Below are 25,793 nucleotides of genomic sequence, written 5' to 3' on the forward strand. Positions count from 1 at the left end.
CCGACCACGCCAAAGGTAATAATCATAGAAAGCATGATACCGCTGGGCGTAAGCAGAAAATTCCACAATTGGTCATTATTCATAGTCCACATCCTCTGTGAATCCGCATTATTGGTTTTAGTTTACACTGAAAAGGTGTTATTGGTTGCCTTTTACATCAAATTCAACCTTGTCGGCTCCTGTAAACACTTGGAAGCGCAAACCTTTCGCACGCGCAATGGTCGTAATACCAAATTGCTTCGCTAGATCTAACCCCATTTGAGTAACGCCAGAGCGAGAAAGCAGAACAGGAATGCCCATTTGAGCCACTTTAATCACCATCTCTGATGTAAGGCGACCAGTTGTGTAGAAAATTTTATCTTCACCTGTTTCTTCTTTGAGCCACATCTCACCTGCAAGTGTATCCACTGCGTTGTGACGGCCGACATCTTCCACAAATGACAACACTTCATTACCTTTGCAAACCGCACAGCCGTGTACTGCGCCCGCTTTTTTGTAGGTGTCGTTGTAATGAGTTAACGCTTCCAGCGCAGAATAAATTTCTGACTGCTTAAGAGAAACTTGAGGCACTTGATAATTTTCAAGCTGCTTCATCACGTTGCCATACATGGTGCCTTGGCCACAACCTGAGGTGACGGTTTTCTTTTTCAGGGCGCCTTCTAAGTGTTCAGTGTTTTCTTTAGTAATCACCGCTGCGGAATGCGTTTCCCAGTCAATAATAACGGATTCAATCGCGGCTGGATCGGACAGGAAGCTTTGGTTTTTTAAATAACCCAGTACTAGTGCTTCTGGACGCGAACCTAGCGTCATGAGCGTGACCACTTCTTTCCAGTTCAGCATGACCGTAAGAGGACGCTCGCAAGCGATTTGCTTCGTGAGCTTTTCGCCGTACTCGTCGTACACATCGACTTCAATGGTTTGCAGGGGATTTTCACTGGTTTTAATAATATTTGGTTTCAGCACAGTCGTGTCCTAGTGATTAAGAGCGTTAGGTTGCTAAGCATTTTAGCTTGTTAAGTGGCTAGCAAATCTCATTCCAAAATAGCGGTTCCCACAGAAATTGCGAGGTTTTATGTCAACAATGCATTAAAACTGCGAGTTCGCAGTAATGACACATCAATACATTTGAGTTTCGTCTAGTTTGGTACTTATAGCCTGAGGGAGTATATAGACTAAGTTATATCAGCTTGGCGCGTTTATTGCTTCGAAGACAATAAAAATGGTCGAAAACGGGGGCAAAATCTCTTGTGTGTTTTCAGACCAAAAATAGAAAGACTGGGTGAGTTATGTCGGATAAGAAAGATTTCGAAAAAAATTACGAAAAGACTGAGGATACATGGCCAATCGGCGTAGAGCTTGTTGAGCATGAGATCAGTACAGGGATTTGGGTGACAACCCAATGGCAGTTGACAGGATTTGCGCTGAATCCGACGGAAGAGACTCCAGATGTTTGTCCGTTGCAATTACATAAAGATGAACGTACAGACTACCGCTTTAACTTAAGCTCTCAGCAACCTAAACTCTTTTTAGTGATGGATAACGTCGAGTCTGGTGAAAAACCAGCGATACAGTTACTGACGGCTTCACAATCTGTTGCGGCGCAATATATGGATGGTGATAACCTTGTACTATCTAACGATATGCCGTTAGCCGTTCAGGCTTGGATGGAAGCCTTTATTGGTCGTCACGGTGAGTTGTTAGAAGTAAGACGCAAGAAACGCAAAGGAGCAGGCAGAGCAAATGGCAACTAGTTTTTTAAGCCGTTGGTCGAAACGTAAACTAGAAGAATCTTCCCAACATGCTGAAGAGATCACGCCGATAGCAGAGACGGAACAATCCGAAGATAGTGTCACAGCGCTTTCAAACGCTGACGAAAGCTTAGATACTTTGAGCGTCAATGAGGATAGTCAGGCTCCAGACATTACCGCGAGTGTAGAGACTGAAAAAAACGAAGAAATGTCTGTGGCGCAACTGCTGGTTTCTGAAGCTTCAGAAAGCGTTAAGAAAGCTGCGCTGCGCAAAATGTTCTTGTCCGAAGAATTTAACGTGCGTGACGGCCTAGACGATTACGATGATGATTACAGTAACTTAAAGTCACTTTCTCAAGACGTCGCTGAGACGCTGCGTGATTGGGTTAAAGATAAAGTGGAAGACGAACCAGACGCTGAAACTGCGCAAGGGTCTGAGCTTAACGCTAACGATATCGCATCTGAGGTAGTTGAAGACGCAGAGTCAAACACCGACAAAAGTGGCCAAATTACTCAAGATGAAAATGAACTGTATATAAATACAGTATCTGGCGAAAGTGATACTTTTGCTGAAGAATCACAGCCTAACGAGGTGAGACAAAATATACCACATAAATAATAGGTACATTTTGACTAAACACTCAATGAGCCGGCTGAGACAAAATGTCTCAACCGGTTTTTTTATCCCTACTATTTGTCAGTAAAATTGATAACCTATTGATTTTAATTTGATATTTTATTGGCATGACACTTGCTATTTGTTGCTCAATACCAATCTGGTTGAAGTTAGTACGGACGCACTGCGTAGTATTCATCGCCTATAGATGGCGGAATAAGAATTCTCATTGATAAGTTAATCAGCAGAATCTCCGGCGCTAACTACACTAAGAGATGGAAAAGACTATCCATGTTCATAAATGGAATTGAGCAATGCTGAAACAATTATTAGAACAAGCAACTTCCAATAACGGTAAAGCGAGGCTGTACGCTTTCGAAAATACCGTAGAGTTGACCAATCTTATTCCACCAACCGTAAGCTATGAAAGCGGCGGTAATACTTTGATTGTGGGCCCAACAGCAATCATCGAAAGTGCGGCAGCGCAATTGTCGCAAATGAACAGCCTAACGCTGCTTTCTACCGATGGCGAAAAGGGCACAAATCCCGAGCTTTATTACGCCAATTCGGTTCAGGTTTCAGGGTTCTTAGGTACGTTTGAAGTTCTGATTGAAAATCATGGTTTGACCAACAACCTTGCCAAGGTCGCGACCAATAGCGATTGTTTCGATATCGTACTCGATCTTTGCCTTAACAGCTGCATGTCGGAAGAAGTCCCAGTACCGGGCTACTACCCAGTAGGTCGTGGCTATCCGAAACTGGCTGAAGCGTTGGAAGAGATTCCAACCTTAATGGGGACGTTCGATAAACCGAAATTCTTCCGTTTAGATACCGATTTATGTGCACACAGCTCTCGTGGCGTAAAAGGTTGCGAACGGTGTGTGGATGCTTGTCCGGCAGGGGCACTATCGAGTGAAGGCAGCGACAGAACGGGCCATCGCATCGAGATCAACCCATACCTATGTCAAGGCGTGGGTACTTGTGCTACAGCGTGTCCGACAGAAGCGATTCATTACGCACTGCCAAACCCTGAAGATACGCAAAAGTTTATTGAACGTACGCTCGCCAACTATGAGCAAGCGGGTGGTTTAGATCCTATCGTATTGATTTGTAGTTCTCGCCACGAGAGCTACAACGTGATGGCACTAAAAGCACTGCCAGATAATGTGATTCCAATTGTGGTGGAAGAACTGCCTTCGGTTGGTATTGATACTTGGTTCGCCGCGCTTGTGAATGGTGCTACTCAGGTGCTGTTTGCGGCTTCACGTTTTATGCCTCAAACCATTATTCGCGTGCTTAATAGCGAAGTAGGTATTGCTCAAGAGCTGCTCGGTCAGCTTGGTATCGCCAAAGAAACCATCGACATTCTGTATCTAGAGTCACTACGTGAAGGTGCTCCGACACTTTGTACTGAGTCTTTTGATTTGGCATTAGGTGATTTGCAAGGTAACAAACGTCAGCGTCTATTTACGGCGTTGGATGCGTTGTCCGCATCACGTATTCCAGTTGAGAACATTGTTGAACTTCCAGCGAACGCACCTTACGGCACAGTCTCTTGTGAAAGTAAAGGTTGTACGTTGTGTATGAGCTGTGTGGCGGTGTGTCCAACACGTGCATTGCATACGGACGGTCGATCTCCGTCGCTTAAATTCGTCGAGCAAGACTGCATTCAATGTGGGCTGTGCGAGAAAGCGTGTCCAGAGAAAGTGCTGACGCTTACTCCTCGTATGAACTGGGTGAAAGAAGAACGCCAGAAAGCGGTTGTGATTCATGAAGAAAAGGCAGCCGAGTGCATTCGTTGTCACAAGCCTTTTGCTCCGCAATCGATGATCGACATGCTACAAAACAAGTTACGCGGTCACTCTCATTTCTCTGATGAAGCGGCGATCAATCGTATCGCGATGTGTGAAGACTGCCGTGTGATCGACATGTTTGAGTCGATGGCAGAAGACCCAATGAAACAACTGAAATACTAGGAGCTCGCAGTGGACACACAACAAGAACAAACACTGAGAACAGACATTTATCTCGTTCTATCTGCACTTTTTCGTAGTGCGCCTAGTGATGAAATGCTGGCGTTCCTGAAATCGCTAGAAATTGAACCGTCTGAGAGCGCGATGCAAAAAGCTTGGCTCGGACTGCAACAAGCCGCGAACGAAGCGCAACGAGAAGCGTTAGAAGAAGAATATCAAGATCTGTTTATTGGAATCGGCCGTGGTGAAGTTGTGCCATTCGGATCTTGGCATCGCACGCGCTCGATGATGGAAAAACCGTTAGCGGAAATTCGTCGCGATTTGGATCTTTTAGGCATCGAACGAGAAGAGAGCGTGAAAGAGCCTGAAGACCATATTTCTGCACTGTGCGAAGTGATGGCAATGCTGACAGGTGAAGAGGAAGAACTTCAACAAGCGGTGTTTAACAAACACATCGCCCCTTGGTTCCAATCTTTTACGCGCCAACTAGAGAGCGCAGAAAGCGTGAACTTCTACAAGCCAGCTGCACAGCTTTGCGACGCGTTTTTAACGTTAGAGCAAGTGCGCTTTAGCGTGAACACCAAAAGCAGTAAGAACAAATTAAAAATTGATGTGAAAAACGTCACTGATTACGAGTAATCGAGCAGTACTTGGTCATATCGATAGAGAGGCATGAGTCTCCAAAGATCTACCGTAAGGTAAGGAAGCAATGATGAAAGATAATAAAGAAATAAACACAAGCCGTAGGGATCTCCTAAAAGGCTTCACAACCGCTGCCGTTGCCGGTGCTGTTGTTGCGGGAACCACGAAAGTGGCCGTTGCTTCAGAAACGGTTGAGCCTTCTGAAAACGACGTGAAGAAGAAAGGGTATCGTGAAACTCAACACATTCGCGATTACTACGACACACTTTAGGAGATAACGGATGAAACTTGTCAAACGCTCCGACAGTGTGAGCAAAGAAACGAATCAGCTTGGCGTATCTCGTCGTGCATTCATGAAAAACACTTCGCTTGCCGCTGGTGGCGCAGTGGTTGGTGCTAGTCTATTCGCACCGGGAATGATGAAAAAAGCGCAAGCAAAATCAGTCGGTCCAGAAGCGAAAACAGAAATAAAACGTACTATCTGTTCTCACTGCTCAGTGGGTTGTGGTATTTACGCAGAAGTTCAAAATGGTGTTTGGACGGGTCAAGAGCCTGCATTCGACCACCCATTTAACGCCGGTGGTCACTGTGCAAAAGGCGCAGCACTGCGTGAACATGGTCACGGTGAGCGTCGTCTAAAATACCCAATGAAGCTTGAAAACGGGAAGTGGAAAAAGCTTTCTTGGGATCAAGCGATCGAAGAAATCGGTAACAAGGTGATGGACATCCGTAAAGAGTCCGGCCCTGATTCGGTTTACTTCTTGGGAAGCGCAAAGCACAGCAACGAACAAGCGTACTTGTTCCGCAAAATGGCATCACTTTGGGGTACGAACAACGTTGACCACCAAGCGCGTATTTGTCACTCAACAACCGTGGCGGGTGTAGCGAACACTTGGGGTTACGGTGCGATGACCAACTCTTTCAATGACATGCACAACTGTAAGTCGATGCTATTCATTGGTTCAAACCCAGCTGAAGCACACCCAGTAGCGATGCAGCACATTCTGATCGCAAAAGAGAAGAACAACTGTAAGATCGTCGTAGCGGATCCTCGTCGTACACGTACGGCAGCGAAATCAGATCACTATGTCTCACTTCGTCCTGGTTCTGACGTAGCATTCATTTGGGGTGTGTTGTGGCACATCTTCGAAAACCAATGGGAAGATAAAGAGTTCATCCGTCAACGTGTATTCGGTATGGATGAAATCCGTGCTGAAGTGGCGAAATGGACGCCAGCAGAAGTTGAGCGCGTAACAGGCGTAAGCGAAGAAGACGTTTACCAAACAGCAAAACTGCTTTCTGAAAATCGCCCGGGCTGTATTGTTTGGTGTATGGGTGGTACTCAGCATACTACTGGTAACAACAACACACGTGCTTACTGTGTGCTTGAGCTAGCGCTTGGAAACATTGGTAAATCAGGCGGCGGTGCAAACATCTTCCGTGGTCACGATAACGTACAAGGCGCAACCGACCTTGGCGTGCTCTCTGACACGCTACCGGGCTACTACGGCCTTTCTGAAGGCGCTTGGCGTCATTGGTCAAAAGTGTGGGAAATCGATTACGAATGGATCAAAGGTCGTTTCGATGACAACGCTTATAGCGGTCAGAAACCAATGCACAGTGCAGGTATTCCTGTATCTCGTTGGGTTGATGGTGTACTGGAAAACAAAGACAACATTCGTCAACGCGAAAACATCCGCGCAATGTTCTACTGGGGACACGCAGTGAACTCTCAAACACGTGGTGTTGAGATGAAAAAAGCGATGCAGAAGTTGGACATGATGGTGATTGTGGACCCATACCCAACGGTTGCTGCGGTAATGAACGACCGTACCGACGGCGTTTACCTGCTTCCTGCAACAACACAGTTTGAAACACACGGCAGCGTTACCGCATCTAACCGCTCTCTACAATGGCGTGATCAGGTGATTGAACCTTTGTTTGAATCAAAACCAGACCACGAAATCATGTACCTGCTTTCGAAGAAACTGGGCTATTCCGATCTTCTGTTCAAAAACATCCGTGTTGAAAACAACCAGCCGGTGATTGAAGACCTAACGCGTGAATTCAACAAAGGCATGTGGACGATTGGTTACACAGGCCAAAGCCCAGAGCGTTTGAAAGCGCACCAACAAAACTGGCATACGTTCCACAAAACCACATTGGAAGCGGAAGGTGGCCCTGTCAACGGTGAAACCTACGGTCTACCTTGGCCATGTTGGGGTACACCGGAAATGAAACACCCAGGTACACACATTCTGTACGATACGTCTAAGACGGTTGCAGAAGGTGGCGGTAACTTCCGTACGCGCTTTGGTGTGGAATTTGAAGGCAAGAGCCTTCTTGCAGAAGACAGTTATTCGAAAGGCTGTGAAATCAAAGACGGTTACCCAGAGTTCACTGACAAGTTGTTGAAACAACTTGGTTGGTGGGACGACTTAACTGCTGAAGAGAAAGTGGCAGCAGAGGGTAAAAACTGGAAGACTGACCTTTCTGGCGGTATTCAGCGTGTCGCGATCAAGCACGGTTGTATTCCATTTGGTAACGCGAAAGCGCGTGCGATTGTTTGGACGTTCCCAGACCGTGTGCCACTGCATCGTGAACCACTTTACACACCACGTCGTGACCTTGTAACGGATTACCCAACTTGGGAAGACAAAGATGCAATCTTCCGTGTTCCTACGTTGTATAAATCCATTCAAGAGCAAGACAAATCGGGCGAGTACCCAATCGTTCTGACTTCTGGCCGTCTGGTTGAATACGAAGGTGGTGGTGAAGAGACGCGTTCAAACCCTTGGCTTGCCGAGCTTCAACAAGAAATGTTTGTTGAAGTGAACCCGAAAGACGCGAACGATCTTGGCTTTAGAGATGGTGATGATGTTTGGGTTGAAGGTGCAGAGAAAGGACGAATCAAGGTGAAAGCGATGGTAACACGTCGTGTGAAACCTGGTTTGGCGTTCATTCCGTTCCACTTTGGCGGTAAGTTCGAAGGTGAAGACCTACGTCCTAAATACCCAGAAGGTACACAGCCTTACGTTGTTGGCGAATCGGCCAACACGGCAACCACTTACGGTTACGACCCGGTTACCTTGATGCAGGAAACCAAAGTAACCCTATGTAACATTCGTAAAGCGTAAGGAGTCTGACAATGGCACGAATGAAATTTCTATGTGACACCAAACGCTGTATCGAGTGTAACGGCTGTGTTACTGCATGTAAGAACGAAAACGACGATGCGCTTGAATGGGGCATTCAACGTCGCCGCGTGGTGACACTAAACGACGGTGAAGCTGGTGAAAACTCCATCTCTGTTGCTTGTATGCACTGTACCGATGCGCCTTGTATGGCAGTTTGTCCAGCAGACTGTTTCGAACATACCGAAGACGGCATCGTTCTTCACAATAAAGATCTGTGTATTGGTTGTGGTTACTGTTTGTTTGCTTGTCCGTTTGGCGCACCTCAATTTCCTAAACAAGAAGCGTTTGGTGAACGTGGCAAAATGGATAAATGTACTTTCTGCGCGGGCGGCCCAGAAACAGAGCCAGGCTCTGAGGAAGAACGCCAAAAGTACGGTGCGAACCGTATCGCAGAAGGCAAGTTACCGATGTGTGCATCGCTTTGTTCAACCAAAGCGCTGCTTGCGGGTGACGCAGAGAAAGTCTCTGACATTTTCCGTCAACGTGTGGTAGAACGCGGCGCGAAAAACGCAGGTTGGACAGACGGAAACGATCTTTCTTACGATGCGACAAAAAGCTAAGTAAGGAGAGGCACATGTTAAACACGCTTAAACGTGCATCTCTAGCAATGCTGTCAATGATGACGGCATTGCTGCTGACTTTCGCAATGCCTGCTTCAGCAGAGGAACAATCTTCTAAAGTTATTCAACAGGAGATCACGCAACTCGCCGGGGCAGACTATTGGCGCGAAGTCAGAGAGGGGCAAGAAGGCTACACCACGTCTCAATCGCCAGAACATGGCGTATTGATCAGTAAACCTGGTGAGACTTGGTACATTCTAAAAGAGAAATGGATGTCTCCAGCGGGTGCTGTCGCGATTTTCGGCAGTATCGCGATGGTTATCATGGCTTACGTATTCGTTGGTCCTTTGATGCTTAGCAAGCCGCGTACCGGTAAAAAGATGAAGCGTTGGTCTCGTTTAGACCGCGCGCTTCACTGGAGTATGGCGTTTACATTCTTAACGTTGGCATTCAGTGGTTTGATGCTGGTTTACGGTAAGCACTTCTTAAAACCGTACGTTCCTACTGAGTTCTGGGGCTTTATCGTCATGTTGGCGAAGCAGTACCACAATTACATGGGACCATTGTTCTTCATTTTACTGATGCTCGTGCTCTTTAAATGGTGGCGCAAGTCGATTCCAAACATGACAGATGTTCGTTGGTTTATGAAAATGGGCGGCATGGTTGGTAAACACAAAGGCACACATCCGTCAGCTGGTTTCTCAAACGGTGGTGAGAAGGCAATCTATTGGTTGTTAATCTTCTGTGGTGCTATCGCGGCAGTGAGTGGCTTAGTTCTGGACTTTCCTATCTTTGGCCAAACTCGCCGTGACATGGAGCTTTCTAACTTAGTTCATGCGATTTCGGCGCTGATTCTAATCTGTGGCTTTATCTTCCATATCTATATTGGTCTATTCGGTATGGAAGGTGCGCTAGAAGGCATGGTGACAGGTGAAGTTGATGAAACATGGGCGAAAGAGCATCACGATCTTTGGTATGAAGAAGTGAAATCCAAAGAAGCAATGGGCGAAACAGATACGGCACAAACGGAAGTAAAAGGAGCGAAAGCGAATGAACAAACCTCATAACGGAATTTGGGTTGCGTACATCCTGAGCTGTCTGACCCCGTTTACGTTTCTGATTTCAGGCGTTATCGCAATTATCTATGCGGGTTACCGATTAGATAAGGGAGAAGACAGCGACGTAGTGATTTCTCATTACTACGGTTTAATTCGCACCTTCTTTCTCTACCTGACGTTTTTTGTTGTGTTGATCGTCACCGTCGCGACTTCTAATGGTGTACTCGTTGGCGTGAGTGATTATTGGTTGCATAGTACTTTGCTTAAAACCATCGCTTACTTTATTCCTTGGGTAGGGATGGTGTTTGCTGCATTAGCCATCTTGGTGTGGTTTATGCGAATGTTTCAAGGGATGCAGCAACTGCTCAATAACCAACCACACAGACCATCGACAGGTCCAAACCTTTAATCAGTATTCTTTAAGCAAAACCGCCTTAATAGGCGGTTTTTTGTTGCTGTTTTGTCTCAAATATGAAGCGTTGAGTCGCAGGGGTGATACTTGATGCAACTTATTGAGTGAATTTACGTAACTGGGCAGAAAATCATAGTTAAGTAAGAAACATGTAAAAAAATCGCGTCACGATGAGACATTAGTCTCACTCACGCTATTGTTCATTTACTCAGGATTCATCGTCCCGTTAAAGTACGCAGCGCTCAGAAACTCAAAGAGTTGCATACGTGAAAATTGCCATCAATACATTCAGTCTACGCATACAGAGGAATCTCTATCGGAGGATGTTTGATTAAGGCATCTTGCTCTCACAAATAAAAAGAGCGAAACGAGCATTAAATGATGCGGCAAGGTAAGAAAAGGACAAACACGTTACGGCTATGATCCCTCAATTCGTCATTCCTATCACGAATCGCTTTGGCGAAAGTTATCACTTCTCTGGTCAGTTACTTACTAGCGGCGAACCTAAAACATTCGTGACCAAACAAGAGGCAATAGAGTTTCTTGAGAGCTTTGGTGAGCTTGACCTTCGCTCTGTCGAGGACTTGTTCTATGCGATTGGTCAATTCAAGCCAAACATACCTGACGGTGAGCTTACTTCCCAACACTATAATTCAACGTTTGCCAATGCTTTGGTGAACGGTGACTTGCATGTCGCTCGAATTGTACCTACCGGCGAAAACTACGCACTCTCGTCAGCGGTTACGCCTCCACCGACTCAAAATACCGTCAATGCAAAACCATCGAAGGGAAAGGGGAAGTCGAATAAAAAGAGTGGCAGAAGTGCCGCATCCGCCAAGCCTCAGCAACAAAGCAGCGAAAAACATGAGAAAGCCGGTGATCCTGTATCACTTGTGACGGGTGAAGAAATTCTCGAACTCTATGATATCGAGCTACAACAAGGTACTACTTGGCAGCGTACTTACCGCTCTTCGCAGTCGGATGTAAATCATGGAATGGGCTTTGGTTGGCGACATGCATTTCAGTTTGAATTACGCGAAAAGAGGGACGAGAAAGACAATGTTATCGCTTGGGAGTTTGTTGACGATAAGGCAGATATCACAGAATTTGAGCCAGTAGATATTGGAGCAACAAGTTACCAGATATACACTGGTGCGAGCTGTTATTTCCTAAATTCAGCAACTCGGATCGTGACGCTCGCTAATGGGCATCAATATCGATTTGAACAGAAAGATGATCGTTGGCTTGTTAAACAAGTCAGAAATGGCACGTTTTCAACGTTTCAACTGCAGTATTCTCGAAACCGTCGATTGATCGAGATTGCATACAACAAGCGTCCGGTTCTTGAATGTCAATATGATAAGCAAGGACGCCTTGTAGAACTGCTAAATGCAAAGTCCCAAAAAGTTCTGACAACTTATACCTATGATGAGCACGATGATTTGGTCAGTACAACTAATCATTTAGGCTTAAAGGAACAGTATCAATACCGCGGCCATTTAATTGTTAAGCGTGTACGACCAACTGGCTTTACTCATTATTTTGAATGGGATGGCGAAGGTGCAAAAGCGAAATGCATCAGAAACGTTGGGGACGCAGGAATTTATGACTATCGCTTCCATTATCAGGGAAATCACTCTTCTTATTCTGACTCGTTAGATCATCAATGGTCTTTCTTGCATGACGAGCAGGGTAACTTACTCGAGAAAATAAGCCCCACAGGTAAAACTTGGCGATGGCAATATGATGAATTAGGGCGAAAAGCGCAAGCTATCTATCCTGATCAGTCAACGGTCAATTATCAATATAATCAGCATGGTCAATTAGTTTCTAAGTTTCATTCCTCTGGCAAAGAAATTCAATATGGTTATGACGGCTTAGGTAAGTTAGTTAAAACGGTTTCGCCAGATGGGGATATCGAGAAGGCTTACTACAATAGCCTCGGTCAAAGAGTTTGGGATACCGACCAGTTTGGCTGTGTCACGGAATATGATTACGATAAACACGGGCAAGTCGTCAAAAAAGAGTCTGAAGATGGTAAGAAAAGTCAGTGGTGGTGGGATGAACAACAAAGACTTATCGCGAATGAAATAGACGGTACATTACTTCGTTATAGCTACAATGAAGAAGATTTAGTGAATGGCGTTGCTTATCCCGATGGGTGTATTGCTCAACTCGCTTATGATCAATTTGGCAGGCGTACATCAGTTCGTTATTTTAACGACGAAGACAAAGTCGGTTATAGCGAAGAATATTCTTACGATGAGCACAGCCGTGTTGCTCAGATTCGAACGCCAGCAGGCATTACCTCATATCAATGGGGAGCACTCGCGCAACAAGAAGCAGTCATCTTTCCCGATGGCAGCCATATTTCTTACGAATACGATCAACAACGTAACCTGACTAAATTAGTTCGGAGTGACGGCTTAGAGTTCGAATTCCTGTATGACGATGAAGGCCAGCTGTCAGGAACTGTCGGGTTTGATAATCTACAAAGCCAATTTGATTATGACGATATGGGGCGGATCCATCGTAAGCAAGTCGCCGATAGGACGGTGCTGTATCGCTATGACGCTGCGGGTTATCTCAAGCACGTCAAAGCAGGAAATGGTAGCAATATTGTAGAGAACCACTTCAATTATACGCTTGGTGGGCGACTTACTTTCGCATCCAATCGCCATCACACATTGCAATACCAATACTCTTCATTCGGGCATTTAACAAAGCGCATTCAAGGCCAGTTTGAGATAGCGCAGGAGTTTAACAGAGTTGGCCAACGCGTATCTCAGGTACTGCCAGATAATACGGAGCTGAACTTCTCTTATGATCGATATGGGCGTTTTTCAGCGATTCGGTTTGGAAACCTAGATTTACCTCAAATCAAATTTCATTACGATGAAATGGGACGAGTTTCCCAAATTGAAACGGCATATTTTAATGAGCGCATCATTTATGATGGTGTTGGTCGTTTGGTTGAACAGCATTGGCCAGATAGAGAGAAAAAGTACGTTTACAATGCGCAAAACCGTATTTCATCAATCATTGATAATACGGCAGGAGCAACACACTATCAGTACGATGCCTTAGGGCAACTTAAACGAGTCAATGCTTCCGGAGATGTGACTAAATTTGAATACGATAGTTTTGGCAATCCTACTTTGCCATCTTCAGAGGTATTCGCTGATCGTATTGAAGTACACGATGATGTACGGTTCAAATATGACGCGCAAGGAAATCAGACAAAACGTGAGGGGCAAGGACACGTTCAGACTCGCGTATTTGATGCGTTAAATCAGCTCATTGAAGTTCACACCGACGATGGCATCAGTCAATATGAATATGATGCATTAGGGCGCAGAACGAAGAAAATTACACAACAAGGCGTTACGGAGTTCCTGTGGGAAGGTGAACGTTTAATTGGTGAACGCTCTTCAGGTGCTTTCCGTTGGTACCTATATCAACCAGAAACCTACACGCCAGTGGCACTGCTAGAAAATGACGTTATTTATTGGTACCAGTGCGATCAAGTTGGTAAACCAGAGCGACTGATCGATTGCGAGGGGAATGTTGTATGGAGTGCCAGCTACGATGCTCACGGCTTTGCTCATGTACATATTGAAAATGTAGCAAATCCACTGCGTTTTCAAGGGCAGTACTTCGATCAAGAAACCAACTTACATTACAACCTCGCTCGGTATTACGATCCTAAACTAGGACGTTTTATCCAACAAGATCCGATATCTATTGCTGGTGGTATTAATCATTACCAATATGCAGTCAACCCTATCCAGTGGATTGATCCAACAGGTTTCCTTTGTGAAGAAGGGCTAAAACGCTTGGGTCAAATGTTGGCAGAGTATCAGGCGCAAAGCGATGTCCCCCAAGAGGTTTGCGATCAGATTTTAGAAGCAGCAAAAGAATCATCCGTCGGAGAAGATGGCGTTCGCTCGCAAGTCAAAATCCGAAAACCAAAAGGTAAAAATCATATCCGATATGAGTACGATTTAGACCATATTGATTGCGAGAAGAACGAGATTACTTTTTATCGTCATATCAATCACTCAGATGGCAGCCGACACGAAGTGCAGTATGTTGTTGGGATTGAGGAGTTTGTCAATGCGCATGTTTTTGACTCAGAGAAAGTTGGCGGGGAAGAAAGTTGCACGATCTTTACTGAAGATCTTGTGCTAAATAAAGCAGAGTATAAAGAAAACTCTGAACTCAATACGAGTGATTATGAGCTAACAGAAAGAAACAAAGCAAAAATTGATGAATGCTTGAAAGAGCGTCAAGAGGCAATGGACGCTCGATCTGGCGAAGAGGGATATAACGCTCAAATTGGTAATATTAACCAACAGTCTGCAAAAATAGGTGAGTTGGCCGCGGATGACTTTGTCCGGAGTAAACGTCCTAATGCTAAGCTGCTTCATCCCAAAGATATTGGAACCTCAATTTCGAAGCCGGGCGACTTTGATATGGTTTACAAGGTGGAAGAGCCACCACCAGGCGAAATTATAATTGTTGAGGCTAAAGGTGGCAGCAGTTCGCTCGGTAGCCGTAAAATTGGCAATGAAGCATATCAACAAGGGACAAGCAAATATGCGGCGGAAATCGTTAAATTAATGTCTGAACAAAAAGCTGGTACAACAGAAAGAGCTGCTGCAGACGAAATTACATCAGCAGTGCAAGATGATATTCCAGTCAGGTATTTACATACCCAAGCAGAAATTGATGCTTCAGATGGCGTATCTAAAGTGAATGTAAAAGAGTTTGATATTAGCCTCGAAGAATTAGGTTAAGGGAAGTAAAGTTAGTATGAAAAAGATAAATAGAAAAGCAGCCTACGAGTTGAATACTGAGGAACTTAATTACTATACAAAACAAATAGAAAAAAACTTAGAGAAAAGAAAACATCGTATCACAATAAAGCGAGAAAACTTGATATATCTAACAGACGGGGTTTGGGAGCAAGTTAGGTTATATACTTTATTTCCAGTGTCTGAACTAAATGACCGAATAGGAACGCTGCGTCTATTTGAAGCCTCGATAATGCAAGCTAGCTATCATCGACTGGCTCAAAAACCTGAAAGCTCTTTGACGGTTAAGGTACCTGATCATCCTGAAATAACTTGGAAAGGCGAAGGTATTTTAAAAACAGGTTTCATTTGCCCCTCAATGTGGCTAGATGCGTATTTTACCTCTGTCATCGTTCGTGATAAACCTAGCATGGACGTATTGGCAAACTTTCCTATTTCTTTGATGAGACAGAGCTCTACCAAAGCGGGTGAGCTGTCTTATATGCTAGTAGACGTCATTCAGTCGTTCCACAATCGCACATCAGATTATCCTGATAAGCTGGTTTCAGCAATGGACGCGGCGGTAGCTCAAGGAGATAACTGGGCGTTGGAAATTGCGATGGGGATCCTAGAAACCTTCGCAGCGCTCACTACTAATATTGGTTATGATTTTGAGGAAGCGCTCGTTAAAAACCTACAGTTCCAAGAGAAATATCATCTTAGAGAATTAGGACCAGATAGGATAGGCATCAGAACTTTTATCAACTTCCCTCTGCTTGGCATGGCTTGCATGTGGTACGACAAAGGCAACCGTCTATCTGTTGAAACTGGTTGGCTTCCTCCCTATCTTGTCGAAGGACGTTGGTTAGAAGATGTAAAAGCAGGGAAGATCACTCGATAAACCCCTTTAGTTAGCAATTCAGTATATAAGCCACCTCTCATGAGGTGGCTTTTATGTTTATGGTGGGGAGTTTGCTGCTTGTTGAGCTATATGGTGCGCATTATGTTGGTGCACTAAAACCACATTGGTGCATTTATTAGCGTGTTAAGCACCATTTCAAGAATGCATAATTTTATTAAAGTTCATACAAAACAATAAATTAAAGTGTAAGTGTTAGAAATGTAAATTATGGAATGAGAATTGCTCTGTTAGACGCTCTATAAACTAAGTTCACCAAATTGGTGATGAGCCTAACTTTGATGCACAGGATAAGTGCGCTACAGATCAACGGAGACAATCATAATGAGTGTAACTGCCAATCAGGTACACGGCGCTGTACAAACTCTCACGCAAAGTTCCGACACACTTTTCTTACTACTTGGCGCAATCATGGTTTTTTTGATGCATGCTGGTTTTGCTTTTCTTGAAGTAGGAACCGTGCGCCAAAAGAACCAAGTTAATGCTTTAGTTAAAATCTTGGCCGATTTCGGTATATCCGCCATCGCGTATTTTTTCATTGGATACTGGGTCGCTTATGGCGGCACCTTCTTCGCTGATGCTGAGACATTATCTCAAGGCAATGGTTACGAGTTAGTGAAGTTCTTTTTCTTGCTGACCTTCGCTGCAGCGATTCCCGCTATTGTTTCAGGTGGTATCGCAGAACGAGCTCGTTTTTATCCGATTTTAATCGCAACATTTTTCACTGTCGGTATTGTATACCCACTATTTGAGGGAATGATCTGGAACGGAAACTTTGGTGTTCAAGCTTGGTTTGAAAATACCTTTGGTTATGGCTTCCACGATTTTGCAGGTTCAGTCGTTGTGCATGGTGTTGGCGGCTGGATAGCGCTTGTTGCCGTCGTGTTTTTGGGCATGAGAAAAGGCAGAGTTCGAGCAGGAAAGCACACCAACTTTGCACCTTCGAATATTCCGTTTTTGGCTTTGGGAGCTTGGGTCTTATGTGTGGGGTGGTTTGGCTTCAACGTCATGTCAGCTCAAACTGTGTCAGGCATAAGTGGCTTGGTGGCTATGAACTCATTGATGGCAATGGTCGGGGGCATTGTCGCGTCACTGTTGGCTGGTAAGAATGACCCTGGCTTTATTCATAACGGCCCACTAGCTGGCTTGGTTGCTGTATGTGCGGGCTCAGACTTAATGCATCCTATCGGTGCTTTAGTGACAGGTGCGATTGCTGGCGTGCTATTTGTTTATCTTTTTACCCACCTACAAAACAAAACCAAGATTGATGATGTGCTAGGTGTCTGGCCTTTACACGGTGTATGTGGCGCTTGGGGTGGTATTGCCGCTGGGATTTTTGGTCAAAGCGCATTGGGTGGGCTAGGTGGCGTGAGCATTATCGTTCAGCTTCTAGGAACGCTTTTGGGCCTTTCCATCGCAGCGCTTGGTGCACTTGTAGTCTACGGTGCGATTAATACCAGTATGGGACTGAGGCTTTCAGAAGAAGACGAATTCAATGGCGCTGACCTAGCCATTCATAAAATATCTTCGACCAACGAGGATTGAGGCCAATATGGGAGCGGCATAAAGCCGCTCTTTTAGCAATTGTCTTTCTTGGCTTGGCCCGGAGGACAGAAATTACCATTACCTCGATGGTCATCATCATTGGTGCTGACTCTTACCTTTACATCATCGACTTCGCCTTCAACATTGGTAAGTTGACAGCCTGCCAAAGTCAGAAGCAATGTAAACGTTAGAGATACTTGTCTCATTGCTGTTCCTCTTAAATTGTAATTCTAATAGTGACCATTACGACTATGGTCTAATCCATATTACTACTGTTGCTATTCTTTCAGTGTTAAGCTAATGAAAAAACAGCAAGGATGAGTTATGAATTTCCCTTATAGAAATATTGTAGTACTTACTGGTGCAGGTATCTCGGCCGAATCTGGTATTCAAACATTTCGTGCGCAAGATGGCCTATGGGAGAATCACCGTATCGAAGATGTAGCAACGCCTGAAGGGTTTGCTCGCGATCCGGACCTTGTTCAAGACTTTTACAACCAACGCCGCAAGAAACTTCAAGATAATGCGATAAAGCCTAATGCAGCGCATGAAGCATTAGGTCGTTTAGAGGCTGAGTTAGAAGGTAAAGTGACGGTCATCACTCAAAATATAGACAACCTTCACGAAAGAGGCGGCAGTCAGAATGTGATTCACATGCATGGTGAGTTGCTCAAGGCGCGCTGTAGTGAATCTAACCAAGTAGTAGAGCACAATGAGGACATTAAGACAGGCGAACTTTGTCACTGTTGTCAGATCCCTTCACAAATGCGACCACATATTGTTTGGTTTGGTGAAATGCCACTGCGAATGGGTGATATCTACGCGTCATTAGAAGAAGCAGATTTGTTTATTTCTATTGGGACTTCTGGCGTTGTGTATCCCGCAGCAGGTTTTGTTCATGATGCAAAAATGCACGGCGCACATACCATTGAAATTAACCTAGAACCTAGTGCGGTAGAAAGTGAATTTGAGGAAAAACGCTACGGAAAAGCAAGCGTTGAGGTTCCAAAATTAGTTGACGAGATACTGGCTCTAGAAGGAAAAGAAAGAGCGTAATAACTTCAACAGGAAGAGTTTTTGTCTTGTCATTAAGAACAAAAAAGCGGCTCATGAGCCGCTTTTTCATATCTTTAAAACTAACGAATTAGTTGTTCACTTTTAGCTTTTGGAAGTACTCATCGTACATTACGCTCGCTTCGCCAACTTCATCTTGCCAAGTACCGCTGTCCATCACTTCTTGTGGTGGGAAGATGCTTGGATCATTAGCAAATTCTTTCGGTAGCAGATCGTGTGCCGTTTTAACTGGCGTAGGATAACCAATCTCTAGTGCAATCTTAGCTGCGTTCTCAGGACGTAGTAGGAAATCGATCATCTTATGAGCTGCGTCAACGTTCTTCGCACCAGCTGGAATTGCTAGGCTGTCCATCCAGAAGATAGTGCCTTTTTCTGGCCAGATGATGTCGATGTTCGCACCTTCTTGACGAGCCATGTATGCAGAACCGTTCCAAAGCATGCCTAGTGAAACTTCACCCGCAAGGTAAGGGTTTGCAGGAAAGTCTGAGTTAAATACTAATACGTTTGGCATTAGCTTTTTCAGTTCTTCGTAAGCGGCTTTGATTTCTTCTGGGTTAGTCGTGTTTGGTGAGTAACCAAGCTTAGTCAATGCAATGTGGAATACTTCGCGAGAATCATCCATCAGCATTAGTTGACCTTCCCACTTACTATCCCAAAAATCATCCCACTTAGTAACCGATGATTTGTCTAGCATGTCAGCATTGATACCAATACCGGTCGCACCCCAAATGTATGGGATAGAGTAGTTGTTGTTCGGATCGAACGGTTTGTTTAGGAAGTTAGTATCAAGATCGGCAAAATGAGATAATTTCTCTTTGTCGATCTGTTGTAGCATGCCTTCTTTACGCATTTTAGAGACGAAATAGGTAGACGGTACTACCAAGTCGTAACCAGAACCTTGAGTTTTTAGTTTTGCGTACATACTCTCGTTAGATTCGTATGTAGAGTAAATAACTTTGATTCCGGTTTCTTTTGTAAAGTCTTCAAGAACTTCGTTTGGAATGTATTCCGACCAGTTGTAGAAATACAGTTCTTGATCAGCAGCCATTGCAGGGGTAGCGATGAGCGTCGCTGCACATAGAGCGCTTGCGTAGAATTTACTTTTCATTTGTTTTCCGTTTTGTTTCGCGATTGGACAAGTCAATACTAGCTGGAGTTATCGAGTTGAGCCAAATCGCAGTAAGCACAAATATGTTCATTTAGCTTGAATATCGTTGTCTCCTTGTTATGAGACGATAAATCTATGATACCAAGACAAATAAACCTAGCAACGCGCGATTATATCAGCCTAAGACAAAAATAGGCAGCGTATTGCTGCCTATTTTCCTATGGTTGATGACTTGTTACACAAGCTAGATTATTGTCCCGCTTTCAGCTTGAGGAAATAATCTTCGTACTTAACGGTTAGATCACCAACCGCATCTTGCCATTCAACGCGGTCAAGGTCTTCTTGAGAAGGGAACAGTGGGGCAACGTCTTTAAACTTAGCATTCGATTCTTCCACCGCCGTTAGGTAGCCAGTATCACGAGAGATTTGCTCTGCGATTTCTGGGCGCAGTAGGAAGTCAATCATCTTGTGAGCGGCTTCTACGTTCTTCGCACCGGAAGAGATAGCGAAGTTATCAACCCAGCCGATACCGCCTTCTTTAGGAAAAACGAGTTTAAGGTTCAGGCCTTCACTTTGTGCCGCTGCGGCGCTACCGTTCCAAAGCATACCAACGCCCACTTCACCAGACATGTAAGGTGCGCCAGGGTTGTCAGAGTTGAAAACTAAAACGTTAGGCATCAACTTTTGTAGCTCAGCGTACGCTTCATCGATTTGCTTAGGGTCTTTTGAGTTACCTGAGTAGCCAAGTTTACGCAGAGCGATATGGAACACTTCACGAGTGTCGTCCATCAACATTACTTGACCTTCAAGCTCAGGCTTCCATAGGTCAGCCCAGCTTTGGAAGTCGTTTGGATCGTACATATCTGCGTTAACCGCTAGGCCTGTAATCGCAACAACGTGTGGGATAGAGTAGTCGTTACTTGGATCGTAAGGCTTGTCTAGGTAGTTTTTATCTAGGTTGCCGAAGTTTTTCAGCTTAGTCTTATCGATCTTTTGTAGCATGCCTTCGTCACGCATCTTCGCTACGAAGTACGTTGAAGGTACTACTAGGTCATAACCTTGGTTATGAGTTTTTAGCTTTGCATACAAAGTTTCGTTCGACTCGTAAGTCGAGTAGATTACTTTGATGCCAGTTTCTTTAGTAAATTGCTCTAGGATATTACTGTTAATGTAAGGACCCCAGTTCATAAATACTAATTCTTTATCATCCGCTGCCGCTGTACCAGAGAACAGAGAAAGCGCACATGCACTACCAGCTAATAGAGTAGCCCATTTTTTCATTGACGTTAGCTCCAAACCAAACGTTGTCCAATTTTGGACGATAGATAGAAAAACAGAATGGCATGTAACCATTCTGTTTCGTGATGTTAACGGGTGCGGATTCTACTTCACTTTTTCTCTTGCTAGCAACTGAGAAATTACTACCAAGACCAAAGAAACAATCAACATCACCGTTGCTAGGGCGTTCACTTCCGGTGAAATGCCCACCTTAACCATGGAGTAAATCTTCAATGGCAAGATTTCGTATGTTGGACCCGTTACAAACGAACTGATGATCACATCGTCCAAAGACAGGGTAAAGCTCAATAACCAACCTGCGGCAACCGCTGGTTTAGCGAGAGGAAGGATGATCTGTTTCAAGATAACCCACTCGCTTGCACCAAGGTCTTTTGCTGCTTCCAACATTTTCACATCAAAGCCATTTAAGCGGCTGTATACAGTTACCACAACGAATGGTAGACAAAAGGTGATGTGAGCAATCAATAGTGTAAAGAAGCCAAGCTGTGCGCCCAATACCAGGAACAGAGCAAGTAATGAAATCGCCATTACAATATCTGGAGACATCATCACGACAAACAGCATGCCGTTTACCGCACCCTTACCTTTGAACGAGTAACGGAATAGGGCAACGGCCGTTAAGCTACCAATGATGGTTGCTGCTGTCGCTGAGAATACCGCTACGTTCAATGAATGCCATGCAGCTTGCATTAGGCTATCGTTGTTTACTAAGGTTTCGTACCATTTCGTGGTGAAACCACCCCATTTCATACCAAATTTGTTGGCATTAAATGAGTTAACAATTAAGACGATGATTGGCAGATACAAAAATGCATACACCAGCGCCATAAAGCTAAATCTAACTGTGCGTCCCATTAGTCTAGCTCCACTTTCTTATTCAATAGTTTGCCTGCTCTGTAGTAAGCGTAAAGCATCACAGCCATTGCGAAGGTGAGGGCGATACTGGTCGCAGCACCAAATGGCCAGTCACGAGCGTTCAATACTTGGCTCTTAATAACGTTACCAATCAGTAGGTTCTTCGCACCACCAAGAAGGTCAGAGATGTAGAACATACCTAGTGCTGGTAGCAGAACCAACAAACAACCACCGATAATGCCAGGCATTGTAAGAGGTAGAATCACTTTCGTAATGGTTTGGAACTTGTTCGCACCAAGATCTTTCGCCGCCTCGATATAAGTGTTGTCCAACTTCTCGATTGCCGAGTAAAGCGGCAGAATCATAAATGGAAGCAGGATGTACACAAGACCAATCATTACTGCTGTTTCGGTGTACATAATACGTAATGGCTTATCGATGATTTCCATCGCCATTAATGATTTGTTCAAAATACCTTGTGTACCCAGAACAATCTTCAGGCCGTAAGTACGGATAAGAGAGTTTGTCCAAAAAGGTACGATAACTAAGAACAACATGAATGGGCGCCATTTCTCTGGCATTTTCGCTATGATGTAAGCAAATGGGTAACCAATTACTAAACACAACAACGTCGCCACAATCGCCATGTAGAACGAGTGCATCAGCACTTTCGCATACAAGGGATCGAGTAGACGTAAGTAGTTGTCGAAAGTAAATGTCATTTCGATTAAGTTTGCTTCATCACGCGTTAAGAAACTCGTACCGATAATCATCACATTTGGTACCAACACGAAAAGTGTTAACCAACCGACGATTAAGGTAATGATCGCGTTTTGAAGATTAATCTTCTTGCTTATCATTGAGGACTACCTCCCAGCTCTCAACCCAAGTGATAGCGACTTTCTGGCCAAGTGAGTGGTCCACATCAGGATCATCTTCGTTAAAGAATTCGCTAACCATTACACGCATGCCTGAATCCAATTGGATAACTGAATCAAGCGTCATACCTTTATAGGTACGCTCTGTTACGTGACCTACGATGCCTTTTTCTTCAGACTCTTTGATCTCTTCGATACGTAAGTCTTCTGGGCGAAGTAGTACTTGCAGTTTTTCACCTGCTTGCGCTTCCTGATCGTAGTAAACAACAGACTCGACACCTTCGATTTCTGCACGGATACGTTTCTCGTCGATACGCTCTAGCATGGTTGCGTTGAATACGTTGATCTCACCGATAAAGCGAGCAACAAATAGGTTCTTCGGCTCTTCGTAAATCTCACGTGGAGAGCCATCTTGTTCGATAACACCGTCGCGCATAACAATAATGCGGTCAGACATCGATAGGGCTTCTTCCTGATCGTGCGTAACGAAGATAAAGGTAATACCAAGTTGACGCTGAAGCTGTTTAAGCTCGATTTGCATTTGCTTACGCAGTTTGTAATCAAGTGCAGATAGAGATTCATCTAGCAGCAGTACTTTTGGTTTGTTAACAACCGCACGCGCAATGGCGATACGTTGTTGCTGACCACCAGAAAGCTGATGAGGCTTACGCTGTGCCATTTTTTCTAGGCGCACCATGCGTAGCGCTTCCATTACTCGTGGTTCAATGTCCGCAGTAGGCGTTTTCTGCATACGAAGACCAAAAGCGACATTCTCATATACGGTCATGTGTGGAAACAATGCGTAACTTTGAAATACCGTGTTGACGTGCCTTTGCTCTGCAGGAACCTGTGTTACATCCTGGTCATCCAAAATAATTTGACCGTTATCTGCCGTTTCAAAACCTGCAATCATGCGTAAAACTGTTGTCTTACCACAACCAGAAGGCCCGAGAATCGTCAGAAATTCACCATGATTAACATCCAGATTTAAATTACCGATGATTTCCTTACCATCGAAACTTTTACTAATACCAGATAAACGAATAACTGGCTTTCCTGCTTGCGGTTTTGCGTTCAACGTCTGTATTTCCCCCACGTTCAAGCCGGGATTATCCCAGCTGATGTGACACTAACCATTCACTTTTGAGGCGCGCATCATAATCACCAAAAGTGTGAAATTAAAGCATTTTCTTATCTTGAAACAGAAATAATTTTGCAGGAAAAAGCCATCATTCCTTACCATACTGTTTTTATGAGATTAATTGGCATCTAGACACAGTTTGATAGCACTAAACTTTGTTCAACAATTGTTTCAATTTCATGACCTTGAAAGTGGTTAATTATCAACCATACAGTTGAGATTGCAAGGATTGTAGGTGAGTTGTGATGTTAGATGTGGAAAGATTTCTTTATAATGACGATTACATTAATTGACTGGAATTCCAGTCAAAATTTTACAAGTTAGTCTTGGATAAACTATGAACGACGATTTTGAGAAAGATTTCAATCTTGGGGGGAGTGTAGAGCGAGCTTTGTCTGGCAACTACGAGCTTAAAGCTGGCGCGGTTTTTAACGAAGCTTGGCGAGCAACCATCCAGCACTTTTTATCATTTTCTCCTGCCATTATTGTATTGCTTTTTGTCCAGTTAGGTATTTTCTATATTGCATTAAAACTGCAGTTGGGCGATTTGAGCGTTATTCTTGATGCATTTGAGAACCCAGAGTCGTTCACAAACGATATTGTGTCTTCTATTTATGTCGCGAATTTCAGTTATGAGGTGATTAGCGCACCAATTTATGCGGGGATCAGCTTGATGGCTATGAGCCATGTCGCTGGCCTGAAGACTAAGTTGCGCCATGTTGGAAAGGGGTTGCAGTTCACCATTCCTGTTATTCTAGCAACGCTCATGAGCTTAATGCTACAAGGTGTGGTTGGTATGATTTTTCCTTTACTGTCGCTGTATCTTTCCTTGGCATTTAGTCACTCTATTTTGTTGATTTGTGAGAAAAGGGTGCCACCAATGCAAGCGTTGCTGTTATCACTTCGCGCAATCAACAAGAAGATTTTTGTGGTCGCGGGGCTTTACTTAGGCGTGATGTTAATGTTTATTATTGCAGCAATGTTCTACGGTATTGGCTTGATTTTTGTGCTGCCATTCTTCTTCCATTTGAAAGGCATACTCTACCGCGAAATGTTTGGAATTAAGCTTAAGATCGTTACAACACAGAAAAACGATAATGATCACGATGGTAACTCACAGGTGTTTGATGCCTAATTCTTTGAAATCAATAAGTTTACGAGTGGCGGCAACCTGTATAGCCGCCACTTTCATTTCTATAGGCCCATATTTACACTACGAGAAACAGTTTAAATATGTGGAAAATCCTGACGTACTCTCTGGCAAGATTAAGCATGTCGATTTATCACACTTGCCATACATCGGTGATATCCCAGACTTCAATTCAATAAAAGATACGAAAGAGAAAAAAGCTGCTTTTTTTGATTTTTTAAGGCCTAAAATTGCTCTTGAGAATCAACGAATTCGTCATGAGCGGGCCTTTCTTACCTCTTTAAAGGTGGGACAAGTGACGCAAGAACAACAAGAGTATGCTCAGCGGTTATCATCTCTGTATTCGTTGCCCTTGAGTAACGATAAGATTGATCAAACGTGGCTAGATGAGATGCTTGTGCGAGTGAACGTCTTACCTGAAGCCTTGGTTCTAACTCAAGCGGCAAATGAATCTGCGTGGGGCACTTCTCGTTTTGCTACTCAAGCAAACAACTTGTTCGGCCAATGGTGTTATAAAAAGGGCTGTGGAATTGTTCCAGCGCAACGTGGCGCTAACAAAGTTCATGAAGTTGAAAAATTCGATTCTGTACAACAGTCTGTTCATGGCTACTTTATGAACGTTAATCGAAACCCAGCGTATGCAGACCTGCGTGAAATCAGAACATCTCTGGCTGAAAAGAACAAGGGCTTGTTAACGGTCGCAACCGCGTCAGAGTTAACGCATGGGTTGCTAGCCTATTCTGAACGTGGCATCGCCTATGTACACGATCTTCGCGCTATGATTCGTCATAACAACGCCTACTGGACGCAATAAAATAACGG

At 44.3% G+C, this 25,793-nt stretch carries 22 protein-coding genes; 15 read left to right on the forward strand and 7 right to left on the reverse strand.

Annotation, left to right across the window (positions count from 1 at the left end):
• Window positions 1-138: 138 nt before the first annotated feature.
• Entirely contained in the window at window positions 139-963 is an 825-nt protein-coding gene (locus R7P80_RS24275; RefSeq protein WP_005377552.1) for a formate dehydrogenase accessory sulfurtransferase FdhD, read from the reverse strand.
• A 323-nt stretch (window positions 964-1,286) separates the two neighbouring features.
• On the opposite strand from R7P80_RS24275, the gene R7P80_RS24280 reads away from it, so the two are divergent.
• The 12 genes from R7P80_RS24280 (at window position 1,287) to R7P80_RS24335 (ending at window position 17,466) form a co-directional block, all read left to right on the forward strand.
• Window positions 1,287-1,751 carry a DUF3305 domain-containing protein gene (locus R7P80_RS24280; protein WP_005377550.1) on the forward strand — a complete coding sequence of 155 codons (465 nt, stop codon included), beginning with the start codon at window positions 1,287-1,289 and terminating at the stop codon, window positions 1,749-1,751.
• Window positions 1,741-2,367 (forward strand): DUF3306 domain-containing protein, encoded by a 627-nt coding sequence (locus R7P80_RS24285; RefSeq protein ID WP_225492022.1) that lies wholly within the window; start codon window positions 1,741-1,743, stop codon window positions 2,365-2,367. Before R7P80_RS24280 ends, R7P80_RS24285 begins: the two co-directional genes overlap by 11 nt.
• 311 nt (window positions 2,368-2,678) lie before the next feature.
• Window positions 2,679-4,340 (forward strand): 4Fe-4S dicluster domain-containing protein, encoded by a 1,662-nt coding sequence (locus R7P80_RS24290; RefSeq protein ID WP_005377546.1) that lies wholly within the window; start codon window positions 2,679-2,681, stop codon window positions 4,338-4,340.
• Window positions 4,341-4,349: 9 nt separating this feature from the next.
• On the forward strand, window positions 4,350-4,976 hold the full coding sequence (locus R7P80_RS24295) for a molecular chaperone (RefSeq protein ID WP_225492021.1): 627 nt from the start codon (window positions 4,350-4,352) through the stop codon (window positions 4,974-4,976).
• A gap of 73 nt (window positions 4,977-5,049) precedes the next feature.
• Window positions 5,050-5,250: a twin-arginine translocation signal domain-containing protein gene (locus R7P80_RS24300; RefSeq protein WP_005377542.1), complete on the forward strand. Its 201-nt coding sequence runs from the start codon at window positions 5,050-5,052 to the stop codon at window positions 5,248-5,250.
• A 10-nt stretch (window positions 5,251-5,260) separates the two neighbouring features.
• Window positions 5,261-8,116, forward strand: a complete 2,856-nt coding sequence (locus tag R7P80_RS24305; protein WP_213870151.1) for a formate dehydrogenase subunit alpha — start codon at window positions 5,261-5,263, stop codon at window positions 8,114-8,116.
• Between the two features lie 11 nt (window positions 8,117-8,127).
• A complete protein-coding gene (fdh3B, locus tag R7P80_RS24310; protein WP_005377536.1) occupies window positions 8,128-8,736 on the forward strand; it encodes a formate dehydrogenase FDH3 subunit beta in 609 nt (202 codons plus the stop codon).
• A gap of 14 nt (window positions 8,737-8,750) precedes the next feature.
• Window positions 8,751-9,803: a formate dehydrogenase subunit gamma gene (locus R7P80_RS24315; RefSeq protein ID WP_053307096.1), complete on the forward strand. Its 1,053-nt coding sequence runs from the start codon at window positions 8,751-8,753 to the stop codon at window positions 9,801-9,803.
• The gene (locus R7P80_RS24320; protein WP_053307097.1) at window positions 9,787-10,203 is read left to right on the forward strand and encodes a hypothetical protein; all 417 of its coding nucleotides are present in this window, start codon (window positions 9,787-9,789) and stop codon (window positions 10,201-10,203) included. Before R7P80_RS24315 ends, R7P80_RS24320 begins: the two co-directional genes overlap by 17 nt.
• Window positions 10,204-10,625: 422 nt before the next feature.
• Complete coding sequence (locus R7P80_RS24325) at window positions 10,626-15,005, forward strand: RHS repeat-associated core domain-containing protein (RefSeq protein ID WP_225492020.1); 4,380 nt, start codon at window positions 10,626-10,628, stop codon at window positions 15,003-15,005.
• 16 nt (window positions 15,006-15,021) lie between these two features.
• A complete protein-coding gene (locus tag R7P80_RS24330; RefSeq protein WP_053307099.1) occupies window positions 15,022-15,903 on the forward strand; it encodes an immunity 49 family protein in 882 nt (293 codons plus the stop codon).
• Window positions 15,904-16,245: 342 nt separating this feature from the next.
• Window positions 16,246-17,466, forward strand: coding sequence for an ammonium transporter (locus R7P80_RS24335; protein WP_017634904.1), 1,221 nt, complete (start codon window positions 16,246-16,248; stop codon window positions 17,464-17,466).
• 32 nt (window positions 17,467-17,498) lie between these two features.
• On the opposite strand, the gene R7P80_RS24340 is transcribed toward R7P80_RS24335, so the two are convergent.
• Window positions 17,499-17,672, reverse strand: a complete 174-nt coding sequence (locus tag R7P80_RS24340; RefSeq protein ID WP_005377524.1) for a hypothetical protein — start codon at window positions 17,670-17,672, stop codon at window positions 17,499-17,501.
• Between the two features lie 118 nt (window positions 17,673-17,790).
• On the opposite strand from R7P80_RS24340, the gene cobB reads away from it, so the two are divergent.
• On the forward strand, window positions 17,791-18,522 hold the full coding sequence (cobB, locus tag R7P80_RS24345; protein ID WP_005377522.1) for a Sir2 family NAD+-dependent deacetylase: 732 nt from the start codon (window positions 17,791-17,793) through the stop codon (window positions 18,520-18,522).
• 88 nt (window positions 18,523-18,610) lie between these two features.
• Here cobB and R7P80_RS24350 read toward each other — a convergent pair whose 3' ends face one another.
• The 5 genes from R7P80_RS24350 to potA all read right to left on the reverse strand — a co-directional run bounded on the left by R7P80_RS24350 (window position 18,611) and on the right by potA (window position 23,758).
• Entirely contained in the window at window positions 18,611-19,648 is a 1,038-nt protein-coding gene (locus R7P80_RS24350; RefSeq protein WP_025766646.1) for an extracellular solute-binding protein, read from the reverse strand.
• 249 nt (window positions 19,649-19,897) lie between these two features.
• Window positions 19,898-20,929 carry an extracellular solute-binding protein gene (locus tag R7P80_RS24355; protein ID WP_033905300.1) on the reverse strand — a complete coding sequence of 344 codons (1,032 nt, stop codon included), beginning with the start codon at window positions 20,927-20,929 and terminating at the stop codon, window positions 19,898-19,900.
• Window positions 20,930-21,031: 102 nt separating this feature from the next.
• Window positions 21,032-21,802 carry a spermidine/putrescine ABC transporter permease PotC gene (gene potC, locus R7P80_RS24360; protein WP_005389180.1) on the reverse strand — a complete coding sequence of 257 codons (771 nt, stop codon included), beginning with the start codon at window positions 21,800-21,802 and terminating at the stop codon, window positions 21,032-21,034.
• The gene (gene potB / locus R7P80_RS24365) at window positions 21,802-22,662 is read right to left on the reverse strand and encodes a spermidine/putrescine ABC transporter permease PotB (protein WP_005377512.1); all 861 of its coding nucleotides are present in this window, start codon (window positions 22,660-22,662) and stop codon (window positions 21,802-21,804) included. The genes potC and potB overlap by 1 nt, the downstream gene beginning before the upstream one ends.
• A complete protein-coding gene (gene potA / locus R7P80_RS24370; RefSeq protein ID WP_017634901.1) occupies window positions 22,643-23,758 on the reverse strand; it encodes a spermidine/putrescine ABC transporter ATP-binding protein PotA in 1,116 nt (371 codons plus the stop codon). The genes potB and potA overlap by 20 nt, the downstream gene beginning before the upstream one ends.
• 400 nt (window positions 23,759-24,158) lie before the next feature.
• Here potA and R7P80_RS24375 point away from each other — a divergent pair, with 400 nt between their 5' ends.
• Window positions 24,159-24,956 carry a hypothetical protein gene (locus tag R7P80_RS24375; RefSeq protein WP_005389175.1) on the forward strand — a complete coding sequence of 266 codons (798 nt, stop codon included), beginning with the start codon at window positions 24,159-24,161 and terminating at the stop codon, window positions 24,954-24,956.
• Window positions 24,949-25,785 (forward strand): glucosaminidase domain-containing protein, encoded by an 837-nt coding sequence (locus R7P80_RS24380; RefSeq protein ID WP_025766642.1) that lies wholly within the window; start codon window positions 24,949-24,951, stop codon window positions 25,783-25,785. The genes R7P80_RS24375 and R7P80_RS24380 overlap by 8 nt, the downstream gene beginning before the upstream one ends.
• Window positions 25,786-25,793 lie beyond the last annotated feature (8 nt).

This window comes from Vibrio sp. 2092 (genome assembly GCF_033339635.1).
Lineage (GTDB): Bacteria > Pseudomonadota > Gammaproteobacteria > Enterobacterales > Vibrionaceae > Vibrio > Vibrio alginolyticus.